Source organism: Streptomyces sp. TLI_55 (genome assembly GCF_900206255.1).
GTDB classification, from domain to species: domain Bacteria; phylum Actinomycetota; class Actinomycetes; order Streptomycetales; family Streptomycetaceae; genus Streptomyces; species Streptomyces aquilus.
Genome location: NZ_OAOJ01000001.1, coordinates 7,924,520 through 7,946,507, shown reverse-complemented (window position 1 = coordinate 7,946,507; position 21,988 = coordinate 7,924,520). Strand labels below are relative to the sequence as shown.

Genomic DNA, 21,988 nt, shown 5'->3' with positions numbered 1-21,988 from the left:
ATGCTTGCTACGGAAGGCAGCACGGTCCCGGAGCTGGAGCACCATCTCCGCCTGCTCCTCTGGATTTTGCCGATCACAGCGGTGCTGTGTGCCGCCTCCTGCGTCTCGTTCCTCGGCGCGATGCGACGCTCCCGTGCCGCCGGTGCGGCTCACGTCGCCACCGCCAAGGGGCGTAACGCGATGGCGACCGCACTGCTGGCCGCGTTCCTGACGGCGTGCTGGGGTGGCGCCGCACTGCTGATGCAGTAGCGGTCGGCCGTAGCATCAGCTCGGCTGGAAGGAGTGCCCCCGTCGACGCCACTCGGCTGCGAGCAGCTCGTAGGAGCGCACCCGGTCCGTGTGGTCGTGGGTGATGGTCGTGATGAGCAACTCGTCGGCTTCCGTGGCCTCTTGTAGTTGTTCCAGGCGGTCCGCGACCTGGGCGGGTGAGCCGACGAACTGGGTGTCGAGGCGGTCCTGGACCAGTTCCTGGTCCGCCTCCGTCCAGGGGTGGGCGCGGGCCTCGTCCGGGGTCGGGAACTCGATGGCGCCCTCCGCGGTGCGGATGCTGCGCACCCACGGGCCGTAGCCGGTGGCCAGTTCGCGTGCCGTGGCCTCGTCCTCGGCGACCACGACGTCGGCGGAGACGCTGACGTAGGGCTTGTCGAGGACGTCGGACGGCTGGAAGAAGGACCGGTAGCCGTCGACGGCTTCCAGGACCGTCGCCGGGCTGACGTGGTAGTTCGCGGCGAAGCGCAGGCCCCGCGCGCCCGCGACCTCCGCGCTGGTCCCGCCGCTGCTGCCCAGGATCCACACTTCCACCTCGGCGCCCTCGCCCGGCACCACATGCGCCTCGACGCCCTCCGGGGTGCGGTAGGTGCCGGCCAGCAGGGCGAGGAGGTCGTCGATCTGCTCGGCGTAGTCCTGCGATTCGGCGCCGGGGAGCAACAGCAGTTTGCGTTGGAGGGCGATACGGGGTGAGCCCAGGAGGCGTTCGAAGGAGAAGCGGGGTGGGATGACCAGGCCGTTGGGGGCGTGGCCCGCGACCGGTGGCTCCGCCGCCGGCTGTGCCGGTGGGCGGCCGCCCGAGCGGCCGACGCCCAGGTCGAGGCGGCCCGGGTGCAGGGCGTCGATGAGGCCGAACTCCTCCACGGTGTTCAGCGCGGTGCGGTGGCCGAGCTGTACGGCCCCGGAACCGAGCCGGATCCTGGAGGTCGCGGCGGCCGTCAGGGCGAGGACGACCGCCGGGGACGTACCGGCCACGCCGGGGTTGAGGTGGTGCTCGGCGAACCAGTAGCGGGCGTAGCCGAGTTGCTCGGCGCGCTGGGCCAGGTCGATGGAGTTGCGCAGGGCGTCGGCGGCCGTGGAGCCGCTGGAGATCGGCACCAGGTCGAGGATGCCGAGGGGGACGTCAGGCATGGACGGACTCCTCCCGTACCGGTGCCCACGCGAACGGCGGGTCAGGGATGTCGCGCCGCAGCACCGGGGCGACCGCCGACTGGAACAGCTCCAGAGAGTCGCGGTGCTGAGCGTCCGTCAAACCGCTCGCGTCAGCGTGCAGATGGAGGACGGTGTGCCCGAACTGCTCGTGGTAGCGGTGCACCTTGTCGATGATCTGCTCGGGGCTGCCGATCAGGGCGGAGCTGCGGTCGACGAAGTCCTCCAGGGTCTCGAAGACGACGGGCAGGCCCGCCTTCTTGAAGAAAGCCGTGTTCGCCTCGAAGATCGGCCGGTAGACGTCGAGCGCCTCCTGGGAGGTGCGGGTCACCAGGAGCCCGGCCGTCCCGGCCCCGACCGCGAGGTCCGCCGGGTCGTGCCCGTAGTGCTCCCACCGCTCGCGGTAGTACCGGATCAACTCGGCGTACGGCTCTATGGGGTTGGTGACGTTCGCCGAGAACAGCGGGTCTCCGTAGCGGGCGGCCAGGTCCACCGACTCCTTGCTGGTGGCGCTGCCGTGCCACACCCGGATCGGGCGCTGGTACGGCCGCGGCCACACCTCGGCGTCCTTCAGCGGCGGCCGGAAGCGGGTGTCGGCGGTGACCTTGTCGTGGCGCCAGATCTGCCGGAACACCTCGTAGCTCTCGGCGTTGCGGTCCCACTGGTCCTCGGGCGTGACGTGGAACAGCTCGCGCTGGGCGGCGCCGTTGCCCTTGCCGATGATCAGGTCGAGGCGGCCCTCGGAGAGGTGGTCGAGGGTGGCGTAGTCCTCATAGGCGCGCACGGGGTCGAGCAGGCTGAGGGTGGTGACCGCGGTGAACAGGCGGATGCGCCGGGTCAGGGCGGCGATGTGGCTGAGGACGACGGTCGGCGAGGAGGAGATGAACGGCCGCTCGTGCCGCTCCCCCACCCCGAACCCGTCAAAGCCCAACTCCTCGGCCAGCACCGCGTTGTCGAGCACCTCACGGAACCGCTCGTGCGTCGGCTTGAGCACGCCGGTGACCGGGTCCGGGCGGTGCACGATCAGCGTGATCGCGAGGAACTTCACGACGCCGCCCGCTCGCCGCGCGCCTGGTCCGGGTGGGCGAGGCCGAGGTGGTCACGCAGGGTCGTGCCCTCGTACTCGGTACGGAAGACGCCCTGCTCCTGGAGGAGCGGGACGACCTTGTCAGCGAAGGTGTCGAGGCCGGTCGGGGTGATGTGCGGGACGAGGATGAAGCCGTCGCTCGCGTCGGCCTGGACGTACTCGTTGATGGTCCTGGCGACGGTCTCCGGGGAGCCGACGAAGGTCTGCCGGTTGCCGGTGTTGATGACCAGGTCGCGGATGGACCAGTTGTTGGCGGCGGCCAGTTCACGCCACTCGCGGGCGATGGCGAGCGGGTCGCGGTACATGCGGACCTGGGCGCGGCCCTTCGAGATGTGGTTCTCGCTGACATCGGGGTCGATGTCCGGGAGCGGGCCCTCCGGGTCGTACGAGGACAGGTCCCGGTTCCAGACGAACTCCAGGTGCTTGAGGGCGGTGGCGCCGCTGACCTGCTGCCGGCGCACCTCCCTGGCAAGTTCCTCGGCCTCGGCGTCGGTGTCGCCGAGCGCGAAGGAGGCGGCGGGCAGGATGAGCAGGTCGCGGTGGCCGCGGCCGTACTTGGCGAGGCGGTTCTTGACGTCCGTGTAGAAGGCCTGGCCCTCCTTGAGGGTGGCGTACCGGCTGAAGATGGCGTCGGCGGCGGAGGCGGCGAACTCGCGGCCCTCCTCGGAGTCGCCCGCCTGGAAGATCACCGGGCGGCCCTGCGGGGAGCGCGGGACGTTGAACTGGCCGTGGATGTCGAAGTGTTGCCCGGTGTGGACGAAGGCCCCGGCCTTCGCGTCGCGCAGGAAGACGCCGGTCTCCTGGTCGGCCACGATCTCGTCGCCGTGCCAGGAGTCGAAGAGCTCGGTCGCCGTGGCGAGGAACTCCTTGGCGCGGGAGTACCGCTCGTCCTGTGGGAGGAAGCCGCCGCGGCGGAAGTTCTCGCCGGTGAAGGCGTCCCAGGAGGTGACCACGTTCCAGGCGGAGCGGCCGCCGGAGAGGTGGTCGAGGCTGGCGAACTGGCGGGCCACCTCGTAGGGCTCGTTGAAGGTGGAGTTGATGGTGCCGGTCAGGCCGAGGTGGTCGGTGACGGCGGCGAGCGCGGAGAGGATCGTGAAGGTGTCGGGGCGGCCGACGACGTCCAAGTCGTATATCTTGCCGCCCTGTTCGCGGAGCCTGAGTCCTTCGGCGAGGAACAGGAAGTCGAACTTGGCGCGCTCGGCGGTCCGCGCGAAGTGGGCGAAGGAGCTGAACTCAATGTGGCTGCCGGCCTCGGGGTCGCTCCACACGGTGGTGTTGTTGACGCCCGGGAAGTGGGCGGCCAGATGGATCTGCTTCAGCGGCTTGGTCATGGCTTTGGCGGTCCTTCGCGTCTCAGGCGGCGGCGTAGCGGTTGGCGGGGCGGGCGAGGCCCAGCAGTCCGCGCAGGGTGTCGGCCTCGTAGGCCTGCCGGAAGGCGTCTCGGCGCTGGAGTTCGGGGACCAGGCCGCGGGTGATGGCCGGCAGGTCGTGGCCGAGGACGGCGGGCCGCAGCCGGAACCCGGTCAGCCCGGTCGCCTGCAACTCCTGGAGCAGGTCGGCGAGTTGGGCGGGGGTACCGGTGAAGATGCGCGCGTCGCTGTCGTACGGCTCCCCCGCCACCTCGTCGAGGCGCTCCCGGCGGGCCGTGGCCGCCGCGGGGTCGTCGTCGAGGAAGACCACCAGGTCGCCGAAGACATGCAGAGGCTCCTGAGCCCGGCCCGTCGCCTCCTGTTCGGCGCGGATCTCGGCGACGATCTCGCGGGCGTGCTCGGCGTCGCGCGGGGTCACGTAGCCGACGTCGGCCTGGCGGGCCACGAGCCGGTAGGGCACGGTCTGGTGGGCGAGGGCCGTGACGAGGGGCTGGCCCTGCGGCGGGCGCGGGGTGATGGACGGGCCCTTGACGCTGAAGTGGCGGCCCTCGAAGTCGATGTAGTGGAGCTTGTCGCGGTCGATGAAACGGCCGGTGGCGGCGTCCCGGATCTCGGCGTCGTCCTCCCAGCTGTCCCAGAGCCGGCGGATGACCTCGACGTAGTCGGCGGCCTCGTCGAAGAGGTCGGTCACCACCGGACTGTCGTAGGACTCGATGCGCGGGATCGTGCGGCGCCCGAAGTGCTCGGCCTCGTTCGGGCGGGCGGTGATCTGGACGCGGACGCCCGCGCGGCCGGTGCTGACGTAGTCCAGCGTGGCGATCGCCTTGGAGAGGTGGAACGGCTCGGTGTGGGTGACGACCGCGGTCGGGACCAGGCCGATGTGCCGGGTCAGCGGGGCGATGCGGGCGGCTAGGAGCACGGCGTCGAGGCGGCCGCGGACCTGGTCGGTGCGGTCGTCCGGCGCCAGGTGGTGGGAGGACTGGAGGCCGAGGCCGTCCTCGAACGTGACGAAGTCGAGCAGTCCGCGCTCGGCCTCGGCGACCAGGTCGGCCCAGTAGGCGGCGGTGAACAGCTCCCGGGGGCGGGCGACCGGCTCCCGCCAGGAGGCGGGGTGCCAGCCGGTGCCGTCGAGGGCGACCGCGAGATGCAGCGGGGATGACAGCGGGGAAGAAGGGGACACGAGGGGTGCCTTCCTGGAGATCCGTACGAGAACACCGGCCCGGGCACAGGGCGCGCGGGGCACGGCGGAGAAAACGGGTCAGGGGCGACAGAGAGCGCCGGCGACGCGCTGGAGGTCGATGTGCAGGCGGAGGTAGGGGGTGTTGGGGGTGCTTGGGGTACCCACGTCCCTGCCTCCCGTTCTGCCGGCGCGCGCCTCGTCATGACTCACAACGCCCGCGCCACGGCGTGTGTTCCTGGGGTGCGCACCTGAAGGATGGTCGTGCGGCGGCGCAGGGTGAAGCCGAGCGACTCGTACAGCCGGATCGCGGTGGTGTTGTGGGCGGCAGCGTGCAGGAACGGGGTCTCGCCGCGTTCCCTGATGCCCGCGGCGACCGCGCGGACCAGCCGGGTGCCCAGGCCCCGGCCGCGGTGGGCGGGGTCGGTGCAGACGGCGCTGATCTCGGTCCAGCCGGGCAGGCGGAGCCGCTCCCCGGCCAGGGCGATCAGCCGGCCGTGGTGCCGGATGCCGAGGTAGGTGCCGAGATGGACGGTGCGGGCGAGGTAGGGGCCGGGTCTGGTGCGGGCGACGAGGTCCAGGATGTCGGGGACGTCGTCGGGGCCGAGCCGTACGGCCTCGGAGTCGGGTTCGGCCCGCAGATGGGTGTCGACGAGCTGGACGCCCTGGCCGCCGCCGACGACGTCCCAGCCGTCGGGGACGCCGTCGACTCCCTTGAGGCGGGCGGGGGTTGCCGGGCCGAGCAGCCGGTGCAGGTCGGCCCAGGCGGCCGGGTCGGCCGGGTCGGCGAGCGCGGCGAACGCGTACACGTCCACCGGGTAGCGCGCCGCCCGGCCGATCCGTTCGGCGAAGGGCGCGTGCGGTCCGTCCAGGGCGGCCCAGACGGGGTTGTCCAGGAGACGGCTTCCAAGGGCGATCTGGGGGACCACGACGGCCTTTCTCACACAGGTTGCTGACGGTTGATCAGGAGTTGGTCAGCGGCAGGCCGGGCGGGTTGATCTCGGACTTGGCCACGGCCTCGCCGGAGAGGTTCCAGGCCTTGAGCCACTTCGCGTACTGCCCGTTGTCGATCAGGTAGTTGATCGCGGCGGCCAGCGGCTTGGCGAGGCCGCTGTCCTTCTTGGCGGTCGCGGCGATCAGGCCCTGGAGGGTCTCACCGGCACCGGAGAACCGGCCCGCGATCCGGGTCGCCTGGGGCGTCTTCGCGGTCTGCGTGGTGTGGTACGAGAGGTTGGGGCTGGGGCCGAAGTAGGCGTCGATCTTGCCGCTGTTGAGGGCCAGGTAGAGGCTGTTGGTCTCCTGGAAGTACTTGACCGTGAGCTTCTTGCCCTCCTTCGCCAGCTTCGCCTTCCACTCCAGCAGGATCTTCTCCTGGTTGGTGCCGTTGCCGACGGAGACGGTCTTGCCGGCGAGGTTCTCGTAGTTGTTGTCGAAGTTCCAGGTGTTGTCCTTCTTCACCTCGAAGGCGAGGTCGTCCCTGCGGTAGGAGGCGAACTCGTACTTCTGCTTGCGCTCCTCGGTGTCGGTGACGTTGGAGAACGCCACGTTCACCTTGCCGCTGTCGAGGCCGATGAAGAGGTTCTCCCAAGTGGAGCGCTGCACCTCCGGCTTGAGACCGAGGACGGCGGAGACCAGCCGGGCGAGGTCGATCTCGGAGCCGGTGAGCGACTTCTGGTCGCTGCCGATGAAGCCGAGCGGCGGGGCCCCGGAGGGCAGGGTGCCGGAGCCGATGACCCACTTGCCGCTCTTCTTGATGTCGGCGGGGAGCAGCGCGCTGATGGACTTCACCTCGCCGACCTTCAGGGCGGTCTCGGTGGCAGCGCCGTTGGACAGCCGGCCCACGGTCACCGTGCCCGCCGCGTCGTTCGTCCGGGTGGCGGCGTCGCTGTCGCCCCCGCAGGCGGCGAGCCCGGTGGCGAGGGTGGCGACGGCGGTGGCCGCGGTGAGGCCTCGTATCAGGCTGCGTCGGGTGAGGTGCGTGCGCATGGCTGTCCTTGTCGTGTGAGTGAGAGATGAAAAAGGGAGGAAAAGTCAGGGGGTCAGAGGACCTTGCTGAGGAAGTCCCGGGTCCGCTCGTGTTGCGGCTTGTCCAGCACTTCGGAGGGCGGCCCCTGTTCGACGATCTTTCCGCCGTCGATGAAGACGACCCGGTCGGCGATCTCGCGGGCGAACCCGATCTCGTGGGTGACGATCACCAGCGTGCTGCCGCTCTTCGCCAAGTCCTTGATGACGGCGAGGACTTCGCCCACCAGCTCGGGGTCGAGGGCGGAGGTCGGTTCGTCGAAGAGGATGACGCCGGGCCGCAGTGCGAGGGCGCGGGCGATGGCGACGCGCTGCTGCTGTCCGCCGGACAGCTGTCGCGGGTAGGCGGTCTCCTTGTCGGCGAGGCCGACCCGGTCGAGGAGTTCACGGGCGAGTTTCCGAGCCTCGTCCCGGTCGAGCTTGCCGGTCGCGACCGGGGCCGCGGCGACGTTCTCCAGCACGGTCAGGTGCGGGAAGAGGTTGAAGTTCTGGAAGACGAACCCGATGTTGCTGCGCTGGGCGAGGATGGCCCGCTCGCTGAGCTCCTTGAGGTGGTCGCCCTGCTTGCGTACGCCGATGAGTTCGCCGTTGACGCTGACGTACCCGATCTCGGGCTTCTCCAGGTGGTTGACGACCCGGAGCAGGGTGGACTTGCCGGAGCCGGACGGGCCGAGGATCACGGTGACCTCGCCGGCCCTGACGGTCAGGTCGACGCCGTCCAGGACCCGGTGGGCGCCGTACCACTTGTGCACGTCGTGGACCTCGACGGCGGCCGGCACGATCTGAAGGGTCTCGGTGCTCATACGGCGGCCTCCCTGCGGATGCGGGCGCGCAGGTCGCTGATTCCGGTGCGCAGCTTCTGGAGCGGGGTCGGCGGCAGGCTTCGCGTGGCGCCCCGGGCGAAGTACCGCTCGACGTAGAACTGGACGACGGAGACGACGGTGGTCAGGATCAGGTACCAGACGGTGACGACCAGCAGCAGCGGCACGATGTCGCCGGGGTAGGTGGCGCCCATCGTCTGGGCGGCGCCGAACAGGTCCAGCAGCGACACGTAGAACACCAGCGAGGTGGCCTTGACGAGGTCGATGAGCTGGTTGACGTAGTTCGGCGTGATGGAGCGCAGGGCCTGCGGGAAGACGACCTTGCGGAACTGGTAGCCCTTGGGCAGTCCGAGGGCGGCGGCGGCTTCGTGCTGGCCCTGGTCGACGGAGAGGATGCCGCCGCGGACCGCCTCGGCCGCGTACGCCGCCTGGTTCAGGCTCAGGCCGACGACGGCGACCACGATGTCGGTGGCGAGCCGGGACTCGTCGAAGGTGAAGAACGCCGGCCCGAAGGGGACGCCCACGCTGAGGGTCTGGTAGAGGGCGCTGAAGTTGTAGAGGAAGAGCAGGATGACGATCAGCGGGATGGAGCGGAACGTCCAGATGTAGATCCAGCTGACCGCCCGCAGGACGGGGCTCTTGGAGAGCCGGGCCAGGGCGAGCAGGATGCCGCCGAGGAGGCCCAGCACCGCGCTGTACGCGGTGACTTCGAGCGTGACGAGCAGCCCGTCGAGGATCGTCGGCCGCAGGAACCAGTAGCCGAAGCGGTCCCACTGGTAGAAGGGGTTGGTCACCAGGCCGTGCACGAACTGGGCCGCGAGGACCAGGACGACGGCGGTGGCGATCCACCGGCCGGGGCGGCGCAGCGGCAGAACGCGCTGGGCCGAGAGGGGTTTTGACGGGGCGTCGGCGGGCGTCGGTGCCTCGGTGAGAGACACGGCGGCGCCTGGGGGTTCGCTCATGGAGGGGCTCCGGCGGGAGTCGATTCCCCGGGTACGGCGAACGCGGCGGGTCACGGCCGGGAGGGGCGTGACTCACAAGGACGCACGGGCACCGGGGCTTGATGGACAACGGCACACCGCGGAGGCGGTGTTCGTCTTCGGGTGCGGGGCTGCGGAGGTGGAGAGGTCAGCCCCGACAGCGGGCACGGCCCGGTGCGGTACACAGTGCGCTGTTCACGCGGAGCAGATCGACGGCCCGGTCGGCGACGAGCAGGTCCACGTACGGCAGTACGCAGCCGCGGGAGCGGCGCGGGGCCGTCCTGGGGGCTGCGTACATGTCCGTCACCGTGTTCTTCCGGCCCGTCGGGGCCCTCGCGCTTACCGATATGTCGTCGGTCCGGTCGTCACCTGGGGCACCCCACCGCGGAGCGAGGGTTGCCGGTCAGCTAGCCAGGGCTTGTCGCTGACGCTCATGACCGTTCTGGGGCGTAAGTAAAGACATGCCCCCGAACGGATGTCAACGCCGTTCCACCACGTGGGCGGTGTGCGCGGCCCAGTCCAGGATCTGTACGGCCGACCCGGCGGCCTCCAGGCCGCGACAGCGGGCGTGGTGGCGGCGGGCGATGCCGTCGAGGTCGAGGTGGGCGCCGAACGCGGGGTGGGCGGCCAACCGGCGGGCGTACTCCCACAGTTCGGGGTGGTCGGCGATCCGCTGCACGGCGGAGGCGTCGAGGTGATGGCGGTGCACGGTGTCGAGCTGGACGAGCGTGACCCACAACTCGACGTCGGCCGCGGTGATCTGATCGCGGATCAGATACTCGCGTCCGACGAGCCAGCGCTCCAGCGAGCCGAGGGTCTCCAGCAGCTTGTCGAGCGCCGCCGGGTCGCCGCCGGCCGATCCGGCGTTCTGGGCGGCCCGCTCGATGCCGTCCGCGCACAGCCGCTCGACGGCCTCGGTCTCCGACTCCGCGCCGCACGGGTACAGCGCCGCGCGGCCGCCGCCGAAGTGCCGGGTCAGGTCGCGGGTGATGTCCGGGGCGTGGGTGCTGACGATGCGGCCCGACCAGTCGTCGCTGAGGACCGGCCCGGCGGCCGCCCCGGTGTAGCGGTGCGCGCTCGCCTCGTACAGCGGGCGCAGCGCGGAGTGTCCGCCGTCGGGGCAGTCGGGGACGGCGTCCAGGAAGGTCACGGGGCAGGCCTCGGCGAGGCCGAGCAGGCTGTGCACGACGGCGATGCGCAGGCCGTCGGGACATGCGGTCGACAGATGGAGCCGGTAGCGGCGCGGCACGGCGTAGTGCCCGCTGCGCGCGTCCCGGCCGATGCGGCCCCGGAACGCGGGGGTGGGCTGCGTGGTCGGGACGGGGGCGAGCGGCGTGACGGACATGGATCTCCCCGGGGGTGGGCGCGCGGACGTACGCGCGGCGGAAGCGACGTCGGGCCAGAAGGAGGGGGCGGGGGCGTGGCCGTGCCGGGTGGCACGGCGTACGCGACGGGGAACGGCGACCGGGTCAGCCGTGGGCGCGGATGGCGCTGCAGACGCGCTGGAGGTCGATGTGCCGGCGGGAGGTGAGAAGAGGCGACGGCCGAGACGTGCGGCTCACGCGGCCGTCGACCGATTCAAGGCGCCTCATGCTTCCCTACCTGTTCACTAGGATTCCCATCTGGAGTGTCGATCGGCCGCCGCGCGACGTCAAGAGGGCGTCCACGGGCCGGTCACGGACCGGTGACGGTCCGCTCCCGAGGGCGCCCGGGGGTCCCGTACGCTGACGCCCCATGGAACTGGTCTTCACCGGTCGGGTGATCGAGTGGCGCGGCCCGGCGCCCTACTACTTCGTCCCCGTGCCGGACGAGGAGTCCGCCGACATCCGTGAGGTGGCGACGGCGGCCTCGTACGGCTGGGGGGTGATCCCGGTCGAGGCGAGCATCGGCGAGGCCGCCTTCACCACCTCGCTCTTCCCCAAGGACGGCCGCTATCTGCTGCCGCTGAAGGCCGCGGTACGCAGGCCCCGGAGCCTCGCTGCCGACGACGAGGTGACCGTCAGGATGACCGTCGTCCTGTGACTGAGGGACGGCTCACGCGATGGCTTCGGCCAGCAGGTCGATCTGGTCCAGCCCCGATCCGGTCGGTACGAAGATGAGCTCGTCGCAGCCGGCCGCCTCGAACGCGGCGACGTACTGGGTGACCATCTCCGGGCTCACCGCCGCGCTCCCCGCGATCTGTTGGGCGACGTCGCCGAGGAAGCCGTAGTAGTCGAGGAGATAGCCGTCGGCCTGGGCGCGGGCGTCGGGGCCCAGGCCGAAGTAGGCCAGCGACAGCTTGCGCGGCGAGCCCGCGCGGCCCGCCTTCTGCCAGGCCGCGTCGACGCCGGCCGCGGCCTCGGCGAACATGTCCGGCGTGCCGCCGCCCATGATCCAGCCGTCGGCGAACTCGGCGACCCGCCGGAAGCTCGCCTCGCTGCCGCCGCCGAGGATCAGTTCAGGACCGCCCTCACGCACCGGCCGCGGCCCGATCGCCCCGGCGAACCCGCGCTCCTCCCCCGCCCACACCCGCTTCAGCTCACCGAGCTGCTCCTCGAACCGACGCCCCCGGCCCTTGGTGGACAGACCGCTGGCCTCGAAGTCGTCGTCGCGTCCGCCCAGCCCGAGGCCGAGGACGAACCGGCCCCCGGATATCCGTTCCAGCGAGGCCGCCTGCTTCGCGAGCAGCGCGGGGTTCGTGTACAGCGGCGCGAGCAGCACGCTGGTCGTCAGCCGGATGCGGCTGGTCACCGCGGCGGCGGCCGTGAGGGCGATCAGCTCCTCGTAACCGCCGTACACCAGGCGCCCGATGGTGCCGAGGGTGCTGAACCCGGCGCCTTCCGCGCGCTTCGCCCAGTCGAGGAGGGTCTGTGCCTCGGTGCCGGGCACCGTGTTGGGAAGGCCGATCCCGATGTCCATCTGCGCTCCGTTCCATGCATGGGGAACACACGGTCGCCGCCCATCATGCCTCCGGCCGGGGCGATGCGACCGGACCGGGTCGGCAACCGGCGGGCAAACAGTCGACAGCTGGTCCGCAACTCCCTTCCCTCAAGGCTTACTTCACCCCTTGACGGAAATGGTCCAGACCTTTAGGTTCCGGGTCAGCAACGCCCCGTGTGACGCCCGCTCACCCCCGACACCCCCCTCAGGAGCGTCCCCACCATGCCCTTCTCCCTTCGCTCGGCCCGACTCCCGGTCCTCGCCGCGCTGTTCGCCTCCCTCACCGCACTGCTGACCGTGACCCCGGCGCACGCCGCGAGCGGCGCGATATCCGGGCTCGCCGGCAAATGCGTCGACGTGGCGGGCGCGAACACCGCGAACGGCACCGCCGTACAGCTCTACGACTGCAACGGCACCGGCGCCCAGATCTGGTCCAACTCCGGTGACGGCACGCTCCGGGCGCTCGGCAAGTGTCTGGACGTCGTCGACCGGAGCACCGCCGACGGCGCCGCCGTACAGCTGTGGGACTGCAACGGCGGCGCCAACCAGCAGTGGGTGGTGAGCGCGGCCCGCGACATCGTCAACCCGGCCGCGAACAAGTGCCTGGACGTCCGCGACAACAACAGCGCCAACGGCACCCGGCTGCAGATCTGGACCTGTGCCGGTACGGCCAACCAGAAGTGGAACGCGCCCGCGAGCGGCGGGGGCGGCACCCCGTCCGGGTTCGTGGTGTCCGAGGCGCAGTTCAACCAGATGTTCCCGAACCGGAATTCGTTCTACTCCTACAGCGGGCTGGTCGCGGCGCTGAGCTCCTACCCGGGCTTCGCGAACACCGGCAGTGACACCGTGAAGAAGCAGGAGGCCGCCGCCTTCCTCGCCAACGTCAACCACGAGACCGGCGGCCTGGTGTACGTCGTCGAGCAGAACACCGCCAACTACCCCCACTACTGCGACTGGAGCCAGTCGTACGGCTGCCCGGCCGGCCAGGCCGCCTACTACGGTCGCGGCCCCATCCAGCTCAGCTGGAACTTCAACTACAAGGCGGCCGGGGACGCGTTGGGCCTCGACCTGCTCAACAACCCCTGGCTGGTGCAGAACGACGCGTCCGTGGCCTGGAAGACCGGCCTGTGGTACTGGAACACCCAGTCCGGCCCCGGCACCATGACCCCGCACAACGCCATGGTCAACCAGGCCGGCTTCGGCCAGACGATCCGCTCCATCAACGGCTCCCTGGAGTGCGACGGCAGGAACCCGGCGCAGGTGCAGAGCCGCGTCGACGCCTACAACCGGTTCACCTCGATCCTCGGCGTCACGCCGGGCGGCAACCTCTACTGCTGACAAGGAGTCGCTGCCATGCCCAAGTCGAGACCGCTCGCCTCGGCACTCCTCGCCGCCCTGGCCCTCGTCGTGACCGTCCCCACGTCCGCCCACGCGAACGTCCTGACCCTGCTCCCGCAGAACGCCGACGGCCTGGAGCAGACCTTCTCCCCGGCCTACGACTACGACGGCGACGGCTGCTACGCGACCGCCGCGATCGGCGCCGACGGCACCCTCAACCCCGGTCTGAAGCTGGGCGGCGACGTCAACGGCCACTGCCACGACTACGCCCAGCTCGCCAACGCCAACACCTATTCGCGCGCGAAGTGCGACAACGGCTGGTGCGCCGTGATGTACGCCAGCTACTTCGAGAAGGACCAGGCCACCCTGGGCCCGGCGGCCATCGGGCACCGGCACGACTGGGAACACGTCGTGGTGTGGATCAGCGCAGACCAGGTCCAGTACGTGTCCGTGTCCCAGCACAGCGGCTACCAGGTGGCCGCGCGTTCGTCGGTCCGCTTCGACGGCACGCACCCGAAGATCGTCTACCACAAGGACGGTGTGTCCACCCACTGCTTCCGCTTCGCCAACGGCAATGACGAGCCGCCGGAGAACGTCACGGGCGGCTGGTTCTTCCCCCGCCTCGTGGGCTGGAACGGCTACCCGGCCGGCTTCCGCGACAAGCTCCTGAGCGCGGACTTCGGCTCGGCCACCCTCAAGATCGACGACGGCGACTTCCAGTACGCCCTCGCCGCGTCCAAGCCGTCCGGCATCCCCTTCGACCCGAACGCCTGAGTGCCATCGCGCACACTGTTACGAATCCGCAAGCCGTCTGCCCGGTCCCGGCCCCCGACACTGCCGAGTCCAGAACGGCTTCGATTCGCTGTCGCCGACCACCACACCGAGGATCTCGCGGTGCCCGGTGGCGGAGATCCCGGTCGCGATGACCACGGCCTGCGAAGCGATCCAGTGATTCACCCTGCCGCGTCTGCGACGCGCTGCACGAGTCCGAGATCTCAGAGGGCCGGCGCTGTCGGCGAAGTACACAACGCCGGTGACATAGACGGCGCCGTCGGCCATGGCCGGCGTCCCGTAGGGAATGCCCCCGTCGGGTACCTTCCACAGCGTTCTGTCGCCGACGGCGACACCAGTCATCGCTCCCCCTGCCCAGGCATCGTTGGCCTTCCGCGTTCACCCGGCGCCCTTGTGCGCGACCAGACCGCAAGCCGGCAAGGAAACGAGCCCCGACATGTCGCTTTTGGGCAGCGCAACCGTGAATCCGCGTGCTCCTACAGCCCGTTGGCCTCGCCCGGCCTCGCAACTCTCGGGTCCCGTTACAGTCGAAGCCGACGCGAGACGGCTACGACGGATCGATGGGACAACGCGGACCGGCCGGAGAGCTGGACGCCGCACGGGCGGTGAACTCCCGGCCCGGCGCCGCGGGACGGCGTCCACAGCCGATGGGCAGCGCGGCGTGCCCGCCCATCCCGTCCGTGGCCGGACGAGCCGCGCGGGGGGCGGTATCCGCGAGGTTCGGGCCACAGGAACCGGCCTGTCGCGCACGTCGCGAGGGTTCTCGGCATCCGTCCCGAGGCTCCGCGCGACGAGGTGAGACGGGTCTCGGCTGAACGCGTTCATCGTCTGGTGAGCGGGAGGCTCAGGACCCCGCGGTCGTGCCCGACGATCAGGTCCGGACCCGCGGTGGCCAGACAGGTGAGCACCACATCCAGGGCGATGTGCCCCACCGCGCCGGTCTCCGGTTCCCATACCCGCAGCCGGTGACCGTGACGGGTGCCGGTGACCAGGACCGTGTGGCCGCCGTGCAGGGTGGAGGCGGTGATGACCGGCAGGCCCCCGGTGCCTGTCGAGGCGGGCAGACCGTCGCCGACCGGGGCACCGGTGGCAAGGTCCCACAGCATGACCACGCCCTGGTTGTCCCCGGTGGCCAACATGGTTCGGTCGGGTGTGGGCACAGCCGCCACGGCTGCCACCCGGTGGTCGGCATCGGCGAGGGCACGGGCGCTCAACTGCACGGCCGCGCCGCGTTCCCAGGGGTCCTCGACGGCAGGGTCCCACACATGAAGGCGGCCCCCGGTATCCGCGGCCGCGATCAGTGTGTGGTCGGCGGAGATCGGGACGGCGGCGATCGACTGGATCGGACTGCCATAGGGGTTGAGGCGCCCGACGCACTCACCGGTGTCCGGATCCCACAGCCGGACCGCGCCTCGGGGGGTGGCGGTGACGAGCAGGGTGCGGCCGTCGGGGACGATCGCGGTACACATTCCGGTCACCCCGCCAGGCCAGTCCCCGGCCGGTTCGCGGACCGGCTGCCCGGTGACGGGGTTCCACAGGGCGATCGTCCCGGTGTCGCCTCCGCTCGCCAGCAGGACGCGGCCGTCGGGCAGGGGCAGGGCCGTCATGGAGCGGATACGGTCACGGTGTCCTGGCAGCGGGGCATGGACGAGCCGGGCGTCGGCCACGTCCCACAGGCACACCACGGCCCTGTCCCCGGCGCCGGCCACGAGCGTCGGCCGACCCGGGCGGGAGACCACCGCCAGCGCGTTGACACCCCCGGATGAACCGGGCGCCGAATCGGAGAACACCGAGATACGGCCCCAGGGGGTGCCGTCGGCCGCGAGCACCGCGTTCCCGTCCTGCCGGAACCGAGTCGCCGCTTCACCTGTTCGTCCGGGCGCCGTCGACTCCACCATGGCGGCCGACTCGTCGGAGTCCGCCCGCGCCTCCGTCGGGCGGTGCCGGGGGCTCGCACCGTCCGGGTTCTCCGCCAGGCCGTCGGCGATCGTCCACGTCTGCTCGCAGTCCCAGCAGCGGAAGTCTCCGGTGAGCGCCATCAGTTGGCGGGCCAACTCCCTTGCGTCCTGTTGCGGGGTGCCCCCGACGGCGACCATGCCGACGACCAGACACAGGACGGCCTGTCCCGGTGTTTCGGGGGGTACCCCTGCCACCGCGACGTCGCGTGCCGCCCGCAGGAAGGGCTCCCACTCCTCGCCCACCGCCTCCTCCCGCAGTGCGGCAGCGACCTCGCCCCAGGGATGTCCTCCCTGCCTGACATGGGCGGGATCAGGGCGTCCCGGAGCCTCGGCGGGCGGACGTGCCGGGTCCACGAAGAAGTCGGGGATCTCGGTATCGCTCCCGCACTCGGGACATATCAGCAGGAGGTCACCTTCCCGGGGATCGGGGAACCGCCACAGCGCTTCGCCCATGTGGTGGCCGGCGAAGGCCACGCAGGCGAGCACGAGGTGGGCGCAGACCCGCGGGGTGGTATCGGCGGCAAGGAGGCTTCGGATGGCCGCCCGCTCGGCCAGACGCAGTGCGGCGCCGAACCCCGTCTCGAGATCGGCCGGGACGGGGGGCCTGTCCTCCGCGGTCACGATGCATCCCAAGTCCACCCAGAAGTCCGCGGTCTGTCCCGGAGGCAGGGCCGCTGCCGCCTCGACGAGATGCGGCAGAGCGGCATAGGCCCCGTCGAAGACGGTCCCGTCGTCCATCAGGCTGCCGGCCAGGTACGTCCAGGTCTGCCTCCATCCATCGTCGCTCCCGGTGGCAGCCGCGGAGGACAACTGCTCCAGGAGTGCTTTCACCTCTTCGACCTTCACACCGTCGAGGTCAAGCCAACGAGGGCTGTGCAGGGGCAGCTTGGGAATCATGGAACGAGTCTCGCAGGCAGCACCGACCATCAGGAGGCTGCCCCGGATCAGCTCATCATCCGATCGGCGACCACTGCCACGGAACGGGGGACGATCCGCTCCAGGACCGGCAGAACAGGATCCCAGTCGCCCGCAACCCTCACGACCTGCGCGGCGAGCCTGCGGGCGTGGGACGGCTCGGACAACTCCACGAGTGCGGCCAGCGCGCGGGCTCGTGTCGCGCGGTGGGCGATCGAGCGGGTGAGAGCCTCGGCCCGGGCGTGATCGCCGTGCCGGGCCGTCTCCCGGACGACCGCGACCAGTGCCTCGCCCTGCGCCCAGCGGTCGTTGATCGAGTGAACGAGAGCCTCGGCCCAGCCTGGATCGCCACGCCGGGCCAGCTCCCGGACCACTTCGATCAGCGCCCTGTCCTGTGCCCTGCGGTCGTTGATCGAGTGAACGAGAGCCTCGGCACCGCCCGTGTCACCGGACCGGGCCAGTTCCCCGACGACGTCCGCCTGCCGCGCCACGGACAGATCGGGGTCGAGACGGCCGGCGAGGGCCATGGCCCGCTCGACCTGCCCGTGCCTGGCCAGCAGGAGCGTCACGGACCTCAGCAGAATGTCGTGATCACGGCCGTCGCCGGTCTCGAGCAGTGTCTCGGCCCGGTCGGCAAGGGCCAGGACCACGTCCTGGCCGGCGCTGTGAACGACCGCGTCCAGCACACAGGCCATGTCCCAGGCGTCGAGCGGGGATCCGGGAGGGAACGGGCGAACGGCGGCCTCGTCCAGGTCTCCTTCCGGGACCACCATGTCCTGTTCGGCGGCTTCGCCGAGCGCCCACCCGCATACCGTGCCCCCGGCGCCGACGGCCGGTCCGGGCGGGGTGCGCAGGAGAGCATCGAGCCGGTGAAGGTCTCCCGCCAGCGCCTCGCGGGCCAACACCGCCGCCAGGGGCCGTGGCTGGGACCACCGTGTCGAGTTGCGGGAGCGGGTGATGTCCTCCACGCGGTCGGCAAGTGCAGCCGCTCGGTCATGGTCGCCGCTGGCGACGGCCACCTCCACAAGGAGGGCGAGCACCTGTTCCGTCCCGTCGGCGGCGTAAGAACTCACCACGTCGTCGGCGCGAGCGGCGAACCTGAGCGCCTCATCGATGTCGCCGCTGTCCGCCACCGCCTTCGCCAACAGGGCCCAGGCCCAAGCCCAGTTGTGCGGGTAGCGGATCCTCTCCGCCAGAGCGACGGCCCGGTCACGCTCACCGGCACGGGCCCACGCCGGCACGAGGGCGACCAGTGCCTGGTCCCGCACCTGCCGTAGGGGAATCGACTCGGCCAGCGCCTGAGCGCCGCCCAGGTCTCCCGCGCCCGCCGCGGCCTGCACCAGCGCCAGTAGTTCCGTACCCTGCTTGAGCTCGTCACTGATCGTGTACGCCAGCTCAGCCGCACGGACGAGGTGGCCGGTGCGGGCAAGCGCCCTCGGGAACCACCCACTGGTGAGACCGGTGCTCGAGTGCCTGCCGACCGACAGCCGCAGAAGGGTCAGCAGGCAGGGCTCGAACCCCCCTTGAGCGATGTCCCTTCCCATGTCGTTCTCGGGTGCCAGGCCGCGACGTAGCTCTCGTTCCCGCGTCATGAAAAGCTCTGACCCCCACTGGGCCAACCCCTCTGACATACCTGGCGCCCCCCCTCGAAGCCCCTCAACTGCGCACCTGCGCAGGCGGCCCAACAGTAACGGGCCCCCGACCTGACGGAGTCTCGCCAGTGGCCGGGCTCTCAGCTCGGACATCAGCTTCGACGATGCCTCGGCTGCGTGTTTTCCCCGATGCGGTGATCCCCAAGAGCATCTACAGTCGTCTCGGTCACATTTCTGGGGGGTGTATGAACTATCGAATGTTGACCGCCGGTGTGGTGAACCTGCTGATGGGAGACGGCGAGACAACTCCGAAGGGCATCGAGACCACCGCCCTGGAAATGGTCCGCACCGGCCGACTGCTGGGTGAAGAGAAAGCCGACGGTACGGTGACCGTACGGATCGTCCCGCAGACCGCCGACTCGGCGCTGCGGCCCGTCGAGGAACTGATGGTCGAACGGATCCGCCGGCGCTGCCGAAGCGGTGTGGACCGCGTGCCGATAGGCGCCCTCGGGCCGGGCGACGGCGACGAGTTCTGGGTATGGTGGCGCGGCTTTCAGAACAGTGTCCGCGACGAGGCGACCGCCCTTGGCCTCATACGGCCGGCCCGGAACAAGTACGTGACGCTGCTGTATCGGGGTGCGCCTTTCGCGGCCTGGTTCGGCGCCCTGTGGGCCAGCGTGTCGTGGAGTCCCGACTGGATGCGGATCATTCTCACAGTGGTCCTCGTGCCCAGCCTGTTGGGGCTGCTGCGGCTGTCAGACGTCCCGCTCGAATCCGGGCCCAGGTTGACGGCCGCCGGACGACAGGCCGCGCGCGAGTGGCGGACCCACGACCGCGCTGGAGAGCATCGGCTGCCCAAACGCCAAGTGGGAGCGGCTGGTCCCGAATCGGCGCTTCCCGTGCGCGAGCCGCAGCGGATCTGGTCCGCGTACGGCAGATCGTGGCACGTCGTGGACGCCGGGCCGCTGGACACCCCGCGCTGGGGACACCTGTGGCAGCTCGTGCTGCTGGCCCTGGCCGTGTGCGCCGCCTTTGGCGCCCTGGTCGCGGTGACCCTGACCGCGCACCGCCCGGCGTTGGCCTGGGAATGGGACACCGCTCCGTTGCTCGCCGGCGTACTGCTGTGGGGTTTGTGGCTGCCGGCCCGCCGCCGGGTCCTGGCCGTTCCCGACGAGGCGAGCTTTCGCGGTGCCGTCATCTCACGCTGGGACTACGACACCCACTACGACGACCCGTACACGGACATCACGCACTACTGCTGCTCCATCGAGGACCCGGCGACGCGGAAAGCCTGGTCCTTCGAGGTCGACCAGTGGAGCCGGCCGATGTTCTCACGCGCAGCGAACCCCGAGCTCAAGGACCGGTTCCGGGTAGGGGACGTCGTCGATGTCCACTGCAGCCCGCGTCGGCGAAAGATCCATCAGATCAGTGTGGTCGAGGCCGTGTCGCGGACCGACTGACGATTCCAGCGACGAGGCGTCGTAACCGCTGTCGGTTCGAAGTACCACGCAGCCGTAGACGCCGGGTCGGCCAGAACCTCCGGGTACGCGTCCAAGAAGTGGCGACGAACCTCGCGCCTCGGCCGTCCGCCGGCCCCTGTGTCCAGGGCGCGAGCTATACCGCAACGCGGGCATCCTCTCAGCCGAGTTGTGTCCGACCCCCCGGACGGCCCTCTAGGTGCCGGTGCCGACGACCTGCTCCGCCACTGACCGACGTCGAGGCCACCGGCACGGTGAAGTTCGCAGACCATGCATGCACATGCCGCGGGGAACCTCATCGCCGCTGGGGAGCGCCCTGGACCTTATTGGGCCGTCAGGCTGCATCAACGGGCGGCATTAGGGTTCAACAGCCGTAATTGACACGAGTCAGCAGGCCCATCGACATCCGTGCCAAGCGGTCCCCGAGAATAATCAAGGGACCGCTTCAGATCTCCTCTGAAACGGTCCCTTACCTGTGACTGTCTCCAGTCGGGACGACAGGATTTGAACCTGCGACCCCTTGACCCCCAGTCAAGTGCGCTACCAAGCTGCGCCACGTCCCGGCCGCGGTCGCCACGGGTGTTCCGTGCGAACGCGCAGGTAAACCCTACCTTACGCGCACGGCCGGGCCGACTGGCGTGACGTCAGCCCCGGGTGGCGACGGTCTCCCGGCGGGCCGGGGTGTCCACGGTGACCTGCCGTACGGCCCGCCGGACGGGGACGAGCAGCGCGGCCAGGGACGCCGCGAGCAACAGCAGCGCCAGCACGGTGAAGCCGTGGGTGTATCCGGACTCGTACGGCAGTCCGGACGGCTGGAGGTGCCCGGTCACCAGGACGCTGGTGACGGCGGCGCCGATGGAGCCGCCGATGGTGCGGATGTTGGCGTTCATGCCGGTGGCGGCGCCCGTCTGGTCGGCGGGGACACTGCCCACGATCAGGTTGGCCATGGAGGCGAAGGCGAGCCCGATCCCGAGGCCGAACAGGCCGGAGACGAGGGCGACCTGCCACTGCTCGTCGTGCCACAGGGCGAGCAGACCGACGGCCGCGGCGCCGAGCGCGGCGCCCGTCACCAGCAGCGTCTTCGCCCCGAACACCGGCTCCAGACGGCCACCGAGCACACCGGAGACGAACATCGCCACCAACATCGGCAGCATCAGGAGCCCGGCCGCGGTGACACTCGCGCCGAAGCCGTACCCGGCCGCCGTCGGTGTCTGGACGAAGCCCGGCAGGAAGGACCACAGCGCGTACATGCCCGCGCCGAACAGCAGCGCCACGGTGTTCGTGGTCCACACGGCGGGCAGCCGCATCACCCGCAGGTCGATCAGCGGGGTACGGGAACGGGCCTCGGAGTACAGCCACAGCGCGAACAGCACGGCGGCCAGGGCGAACAGGCCGAGCACGCGGGCCGATCCCCATCCCCAGACGGCGGCCTGACTGAGCGGCAGCAGCAGCGCCACCAGCCACGCCGACAGCAGCCCGGCACCGAGCCAATTGACGCTGCCCTCGGCCCGGTTGGGCGACTCGGGCACATACCGTACGGCGATGAGCGTGGCGACCGCGACGACGGCGACCGGGATCCAGAACAGCCAGCGGTAGTCGAGCGCGGAGACGATCGGCCCGGCGGCGACGATACCGACGCCACCGCCGGCGGCGATCACGGCGGACAGGTTGCTGATGCTCCGGCTCACCTCGGACGCGGCGAACTCGTCCCGGATGATGCCGAAGGACAGCGGGAACAGGGCGCCGCCGACACCCTGGACGACCCGGGCGACGATCAGGACGCCGATGCTCGGCGCCAGCGCGGCCAGCAGACAGCCGACCGCCACCGTCACCAGGACGGCGACGAGGGTGCGCTTCTTGCCGATCAGGTCGCCGACCCGGCCGAGGATCGGGGTGAAGATCGACGCGGACAGGAGGTACGCCGTCATCACCCAGGTCGCGGTGGACTGCGAGGTGTGCAGGGCATGCTGGACGGTCGGCAGGGCCGGCGCGATCAGCGACTGGAGCATGGCGAACACGCCGGCACCGGTCGCGAGGACCGCGAAGGTGAGGCGGGTGGAGTTGCGGGGCATGGAGAAGCCTCTCCGAGCACGAGGTGCGGCCGGAGCCTCTTGGGAGCGGTC

General features: G+C 70.6%; 20 protein-coding genes, 1 tRNA gene, 1 pseudogene and 1 riboswitch. Of the genes and pseudogenes, 5 read left to right on the top strand and 17 right to left on the bottom strand.

The genetic code is table 11. The features are described from left to right. Positions 1-249 carry a hypothetical protein gene (locus CRP56_RS36370; RefSeq protein ID WP_143664967.1) on the top strand — a complete coding sequence of 83 codons (249 nt, stop codon included), beginning with the start codon at positions 1-3 and terminating at the stop codon, positions 247-249. 15 nt (positions 250-264) lie between these two features. On the opposite strand, the gene CRP56_RS36365 is transcribed toward CRP56_RS36370, so the two are convergent. From CRP56_RS36365 to CRP56_RS49350, 11 genes are all read right to left on the bottom strand, one after another. Next, positions 265-1,398: an LLM class flavin-dependent oxidoreductase gene (locus CRP56_RS36365; RefSeq protein WP_097271354.1), complete on the bottom strand. Its 1,134-nt coding sequence runs from the start codon at positions 1,396-1,398 to the stop codon at positions 265-267. After that, complete coding sequence (locus CRP56_RS36360; RefSeq protein WP_097271352.1) at positions 1,391-2,464, bottom strand: LLM class flavin-dependent oxidoreductase; 1,074 nt, start codon at positions 2,462-2,464, stop codon at positions 1,391-1,393. Before CRP56_RS36360 ends, CRP56_RS36365 begins: the two co-directional genes overlap by 8 nt. Beyond that, positions 2,461-3,834 carry an NtaA/DmoA family FMN-dependent monooxygenase gene (locus tag CRP56_RS36355; RefSeq protein ID WP_097271350.1) on the bottom strand — a complete coding sequence of 458 codons (1,374 nt, stop codon included), beginning with the start codon at positions 3,832-3,834 and terminating at the stop codon, positions 2,461-2,463. The genes CRP56_RS36360 and CRP56_RS36355 overlap by 4 nt, the downstream gene beginning before the upstream one ends. Before the next feature lie 22 nt (positions 3,835-3,856). After that, positions 3,857-5,053 carry an LLM class flavin-dependent oxidoreductase gene (locus CRP56_RS36350; RefSeq protein ID WP_097271348.1) on the bottom strand — a complete coding sequence of 399 codons (1,197 nt, stop codon included), beginning with the start codon at positions 5,051-5,053 and terminating at the stop codon, positions 3,857-3,859. 206 nt (positions 5,054-5,259) lie between these two features. Continuing rightward, positions 5,260-5,994 (bottom strand): GNAT family N-acetyltransferase, encoded by a 735-nt coding sequence (locus CRP56_RS36345; protein ID WP_097271346.1) that lies wholly within the window; start codon positions 5,992-5,994, stop codon positions 5,260-5,262. Between the two features lie 19 nt (positions 5,995-6,013). Beyond that, entirely contained in the window at positions 6,014-7,036 is a 1,023-nt protein-coding gene (locus tag CRP56_RS36340) for a transporter substrate-binding domain-containing protein (RefSeq protein WP_097271343.1), read from the bottom strand. 53 nt (positions 7,037-7,089) lie between these two features. Beyond that, positions 7,090-7,875 (bottom strand): amino acid ABC transporter ATP-binding protein, encoded by a 786-nt coding sequence (locus CRP56_RS36335; RefSeq protein WP_097271341.1) that lies wholly within the window; start codon positions 7,873-7,875, stop codon positions 7,090-7,092. Next, a complete protein-coding gene (locus tag CRP56_RS36330; RefSeq protein WP_097271339.1) occupies positions 7,872-8,855 on the bottom strand; it encodes an amino acid ABC transporter permease in 984 nt (327 codons plus the stop codon). The genes CRP56_RS36335 and CRP56_RS36330 overlap by 4 nt, the downstream gene beginning before the upstream one ends. 166 nt (positions 8,856-9,021) lie before the next feature. Continuing rightward, positions 9,022-9,171: a hypothetical protein gene (locus tag CRP56_RS47785; RefSeq protein ID WP_165951096.1), complete on the bottom strand. Its 150-nt coding sequence runs from the start codon at positions 9,169-9,171 to the stop codon at positions 9,022-9,024. A gap of 32 nt (positions 9,172-9,203) precedes the next feature. Next, positions 9,204-9,312, bottom strand: a riboswitch (SAM riboswitch). Between the two features lie 39 nt (positions 9,313-9,351). Then, positions 9,352-10,218: a glutathione S-transferase C-terminal domain-containing protein gene (locus tag CRP56_RS36325; protein WP_097271337.1), complete on the bottom strand. Its 867-nt coding sequence runs from the start codon at positions 10,216-10,218 to the stop codon at positions 9,352-9,354. Between the two features lie 124 nt (positions 10,219-10,342). Then, positions 10,343-10,465 carry a putative leader peptide gene (locus CRP56_RS49350; protein WP_373559723.1) on the bottom strand — a complete coding sequence of 41 codons (123 nt, stop codon included), beginning with the start codon at positions 10,463-10,465 and terminating at the stop codon, positions 10,343-10,345. 142 nt (positions 10,466-10,607) lie between these two features. On the opposite strand from CRP56_RS49350, the gene CRP56_RS36320 reads away from it, so the two are divergent. Further along, positions 10,608-10,895, top strand: coding sequence for a DUF1905 domain-containing protein (locus CRP56_RS36320; protein ID WP_097271335.1), 288 nt, complete (start codon positions 10,608-10,610; stop codon positions 10,893-10,895). Positions 10,896-10,907: 12 nt separating this feature from the next. Here CRP56_RS36320 and CRP56_RS36315 read toward each other — a convergent pair whose 3' ends face one another. Continuing rightward, the gene (locus CRP56_RS36315) at positions 10,908-11,771 is read right to left on the bottom strand and encodes an LLM class flavin-dependent oxidoreductase (protein ID WP_097271333.1); all 864 of its coding nucleotides are present in this window, start codon (positions 11,769-11,771) and stop codon (positions 10,908-10,910) included. Between the two features lie 243 nt (positions 11,772-12,014). Between CRP56_RS36315 and CRP56_RS36310 the strand changes: the two genes are divergently transcribed. Both CRP56_RS36310 and CRP56_RS36305 read left to right on the top strand, forming a co-directional pair. Continuing rightward, positions 12,015-13,130, top strand: a complete 1,116-nt coding sequence (locus CRP56_RS36310) for a chitinase (protein WP_097271331.1) — start codon at positions 12,015-12,017, stop codon at positions 13,128-13,130. Positions 13,131-13,145: 15 nt separating this feature from the next. Next, positions 13,146-13,904, top strand: a complete 759-nt coding sequence (locus tag CRP56_RS36305; protein WP_097271329.1) for an NPP1 family protein — start codon at positions 13,146-13,148, stop codon at positions 13,902-13,904. Between the two features lie 69 nt (positions 13,905-13,973). Here the strand turns inward: CRP56_RS36305 and CRP56_RS36300 are convergent. The 3 genes and pseudogenes from CRP56_RS36300 to CRP56_RS36290 all read right to left on the bottom strand — a co-directional run. Beyond that, a pseudogene (locus CRP56_RS36300) lies at positions 13,974-14,090 on the bottom strand (transposase); the annotation flags it as partial. Positions 14,091-14,743: 653 nt separating this feature from the next. Continuing rightward, entirely contained in the window at positions 14,744-16,777 is a 2,034-nt protein-coding gene (locus tag CRP56_RS36295) for a WD40 repeat domain-containing protein (RefSeq protein ID WP_257041463.1), read from the bottom strand. Between the two features lie 47 nt (positions 16,778-16,824). Next, positions 16,825-18,339 (bottom strand): hypothetical protein, encoded by a 1,515-nt coding sequence (locus tag CRP56_RS36290; RefSeq protein ID WP_143664966.1) that lies wholly within the window; start codon positions 18,337-18,339, stop codon positions 16,825-16,827. A 212-nt stretch (positions 18,340-18,551) separates the two neighbouring features. Between CRP56_RS36290 and CRP56_RS36285 the strand changes: the two genes are divergently transcribed. Beyond that, positions 18,552-19,847 carry a DUF2207 domain-containing protein gene (locus CRP56_RS36285; RefSeq protein WP_143664965.1) on the top strand — a complete coding sequence of 432 codons (1,296 nt, stop codon included), beginning with the start codon at positions 18,552-18,554 and terminating at the stop codon, positions 19,845-19,847. 507 nt (positions 19,848-20,354) lie between these two features. On the opposite strand, the gene CRP56_RS36280 is transcribed toward CRP56_RS36285, so the two are convergent. Next, positions 20,355-20,428, bottom strand: a tRNA-Pro gene (locus tag CRP56_RS36280). 81 nt (positions 20,429-20,509) lie between these two features. Beyond that, positions 20,510-21,937: an MFS transporter gene (locus CRP56_RS36275; protein ID WP_097271320.1), complete on the bottom strand. Its 1,428-nt coding sequence runs from the start codon at positions 21,935-21,937 to the stop codon at positions 20,510-20,512. Between the last annotated feature and the right edge of the window lie 51 nt (positions 21,938-21,988).

What these genes read in the sequence shown, in the direction of transcription:
- CRP56_RS36370 (WP_143664967.1), top strand. Translation starts at nt 1, where the DNA reads ATGCTTGCTACGGAAGGCAGCACGGTCCCGGAGCTGGAGCACCATCTC.
- CRP56_RS36365 (WP_097271354.1), bottom strand. Translation starts at nt 1,398, where the DNA reads ATGCCTGACGTCCCCCTCGGCATCCTCGACCTGGTGCCGATCTCCAGC.
- CRP56_RS36355 (WP_097271350.1), bottom strand. Translation starts at nt 3,834, where the DNA reads ATGACCAAGCCGCTGAAGCAGATCCATCTGGCCGCCCACTTCCCGGGC.
- CRP56_RS36340 (WP_097271343.1), bottom strand. Translation starts at nt 7,036, where the DNA reads ATGCGCACGCACCTCACCCGACGCAGCCTGATACGAGGCCTCACCGCG.
- CRP56_RS36335 (WP_097271341.1), bottom strand. Translation starts at nt 7,875, where the DNA reads ATGAGCACCGAGACCCTTCAGATCGTGCCGGCCGCCGTCGAGGTCCAC.
- CRP56_RS36330 (WP_097271339.1), bottom strand. Translation starts at nt 8,855, where the DNA reads ATGAGCGAACCCCCAGGCGCCGCCGTGTCTCTCACCGAGGCACCGACG.
- CRP56_RS47785 (WP_165951096.1), bottom strand. Translation starts at nt 9,171, where the DNA reads ATGTACGCAGCCCCCAGGACGGCCCCGCGCCGCTCCCGCGGCTGCGTA.
- CRP56_RS36325 (WP_097271337.1), bottom strand. Translation starts at nt 10,218, where the DNA reads ATGTCCGTCACGCCGCTCGCCCCCGTCCCGACCACGCAGCCCACCCCC.
- CRP56_RS49350 (WP_373559723.1), bottom strand. Translation starts at nt 10,465, where the DNA reads ATGAGGCGCCTTGAATCGGTCGACGGCCGCGTGAGCCGCACGTCTCGG.
- CRP56_RS36320 (WP_097271335.1), top strand. Translation starts at nt 10,608, where the DNA reads ATGGAACTGGTCTTCACCGGTCGGGTGATCGAGTGGCGCGGCCCGGCG.
- CRP56_RS36315 (WP_097271333.1), bottom strand. Translation starts at nt 11,771, where the DNA reads ATGGACATCGGGATCGGCCTTCCCAACACGGTGCCCGGCACCGAGGCA.
- CRP56_RS36310 (WP_097271331.1), top strand. Translation starts at nt 12,015, where the DNA reads ATGCCCTTCTCCCTTCGCTCGGCCCGACTCCCGGTCCTCGCCGCGCTG.
- CRP56_RS36305 (WP_097271329.1), top strand. Translation starts at nt 13,146, where the DNA reads ATGCCCAAGTCGAGACCGCTCGCCTCGGCACTCCTCGCCGCCCTGGCC.
- CRP56_RS36295 (WP_257041463.1), bottom strand. Translation starts at nt 16,777, where the DNA reads ATGATTCCCAAGCTGCCCCTGCACAGCCCTCGTTGGCTTGACCTCGAC.
- CRP56_RS36290 (WP_143664966.1), bottom strand. Translation starts at nt 18,339, where the DNA reads ATGGGAAGGGACATCGCTCAAGGGGGGTTCGAGCCCTGCCTGCTGACC.
- CRP56_RS36285 (WP_143664965.1), top strand. Translation starts at nt 18,552, where the DNA reads ATGCCTCGGCTGCGTGTTTTCCCCGATGCGGTGATCCCCAAGAGCATC.
- CRP56_RS36275 (WP_097271320.1), bottom strand. Translation starts at nt 21,937, where the DNA reads ATGCCCCGCAACTCCACCCGCCTCACCTTCGCGGTCCTCGCGACCGGT.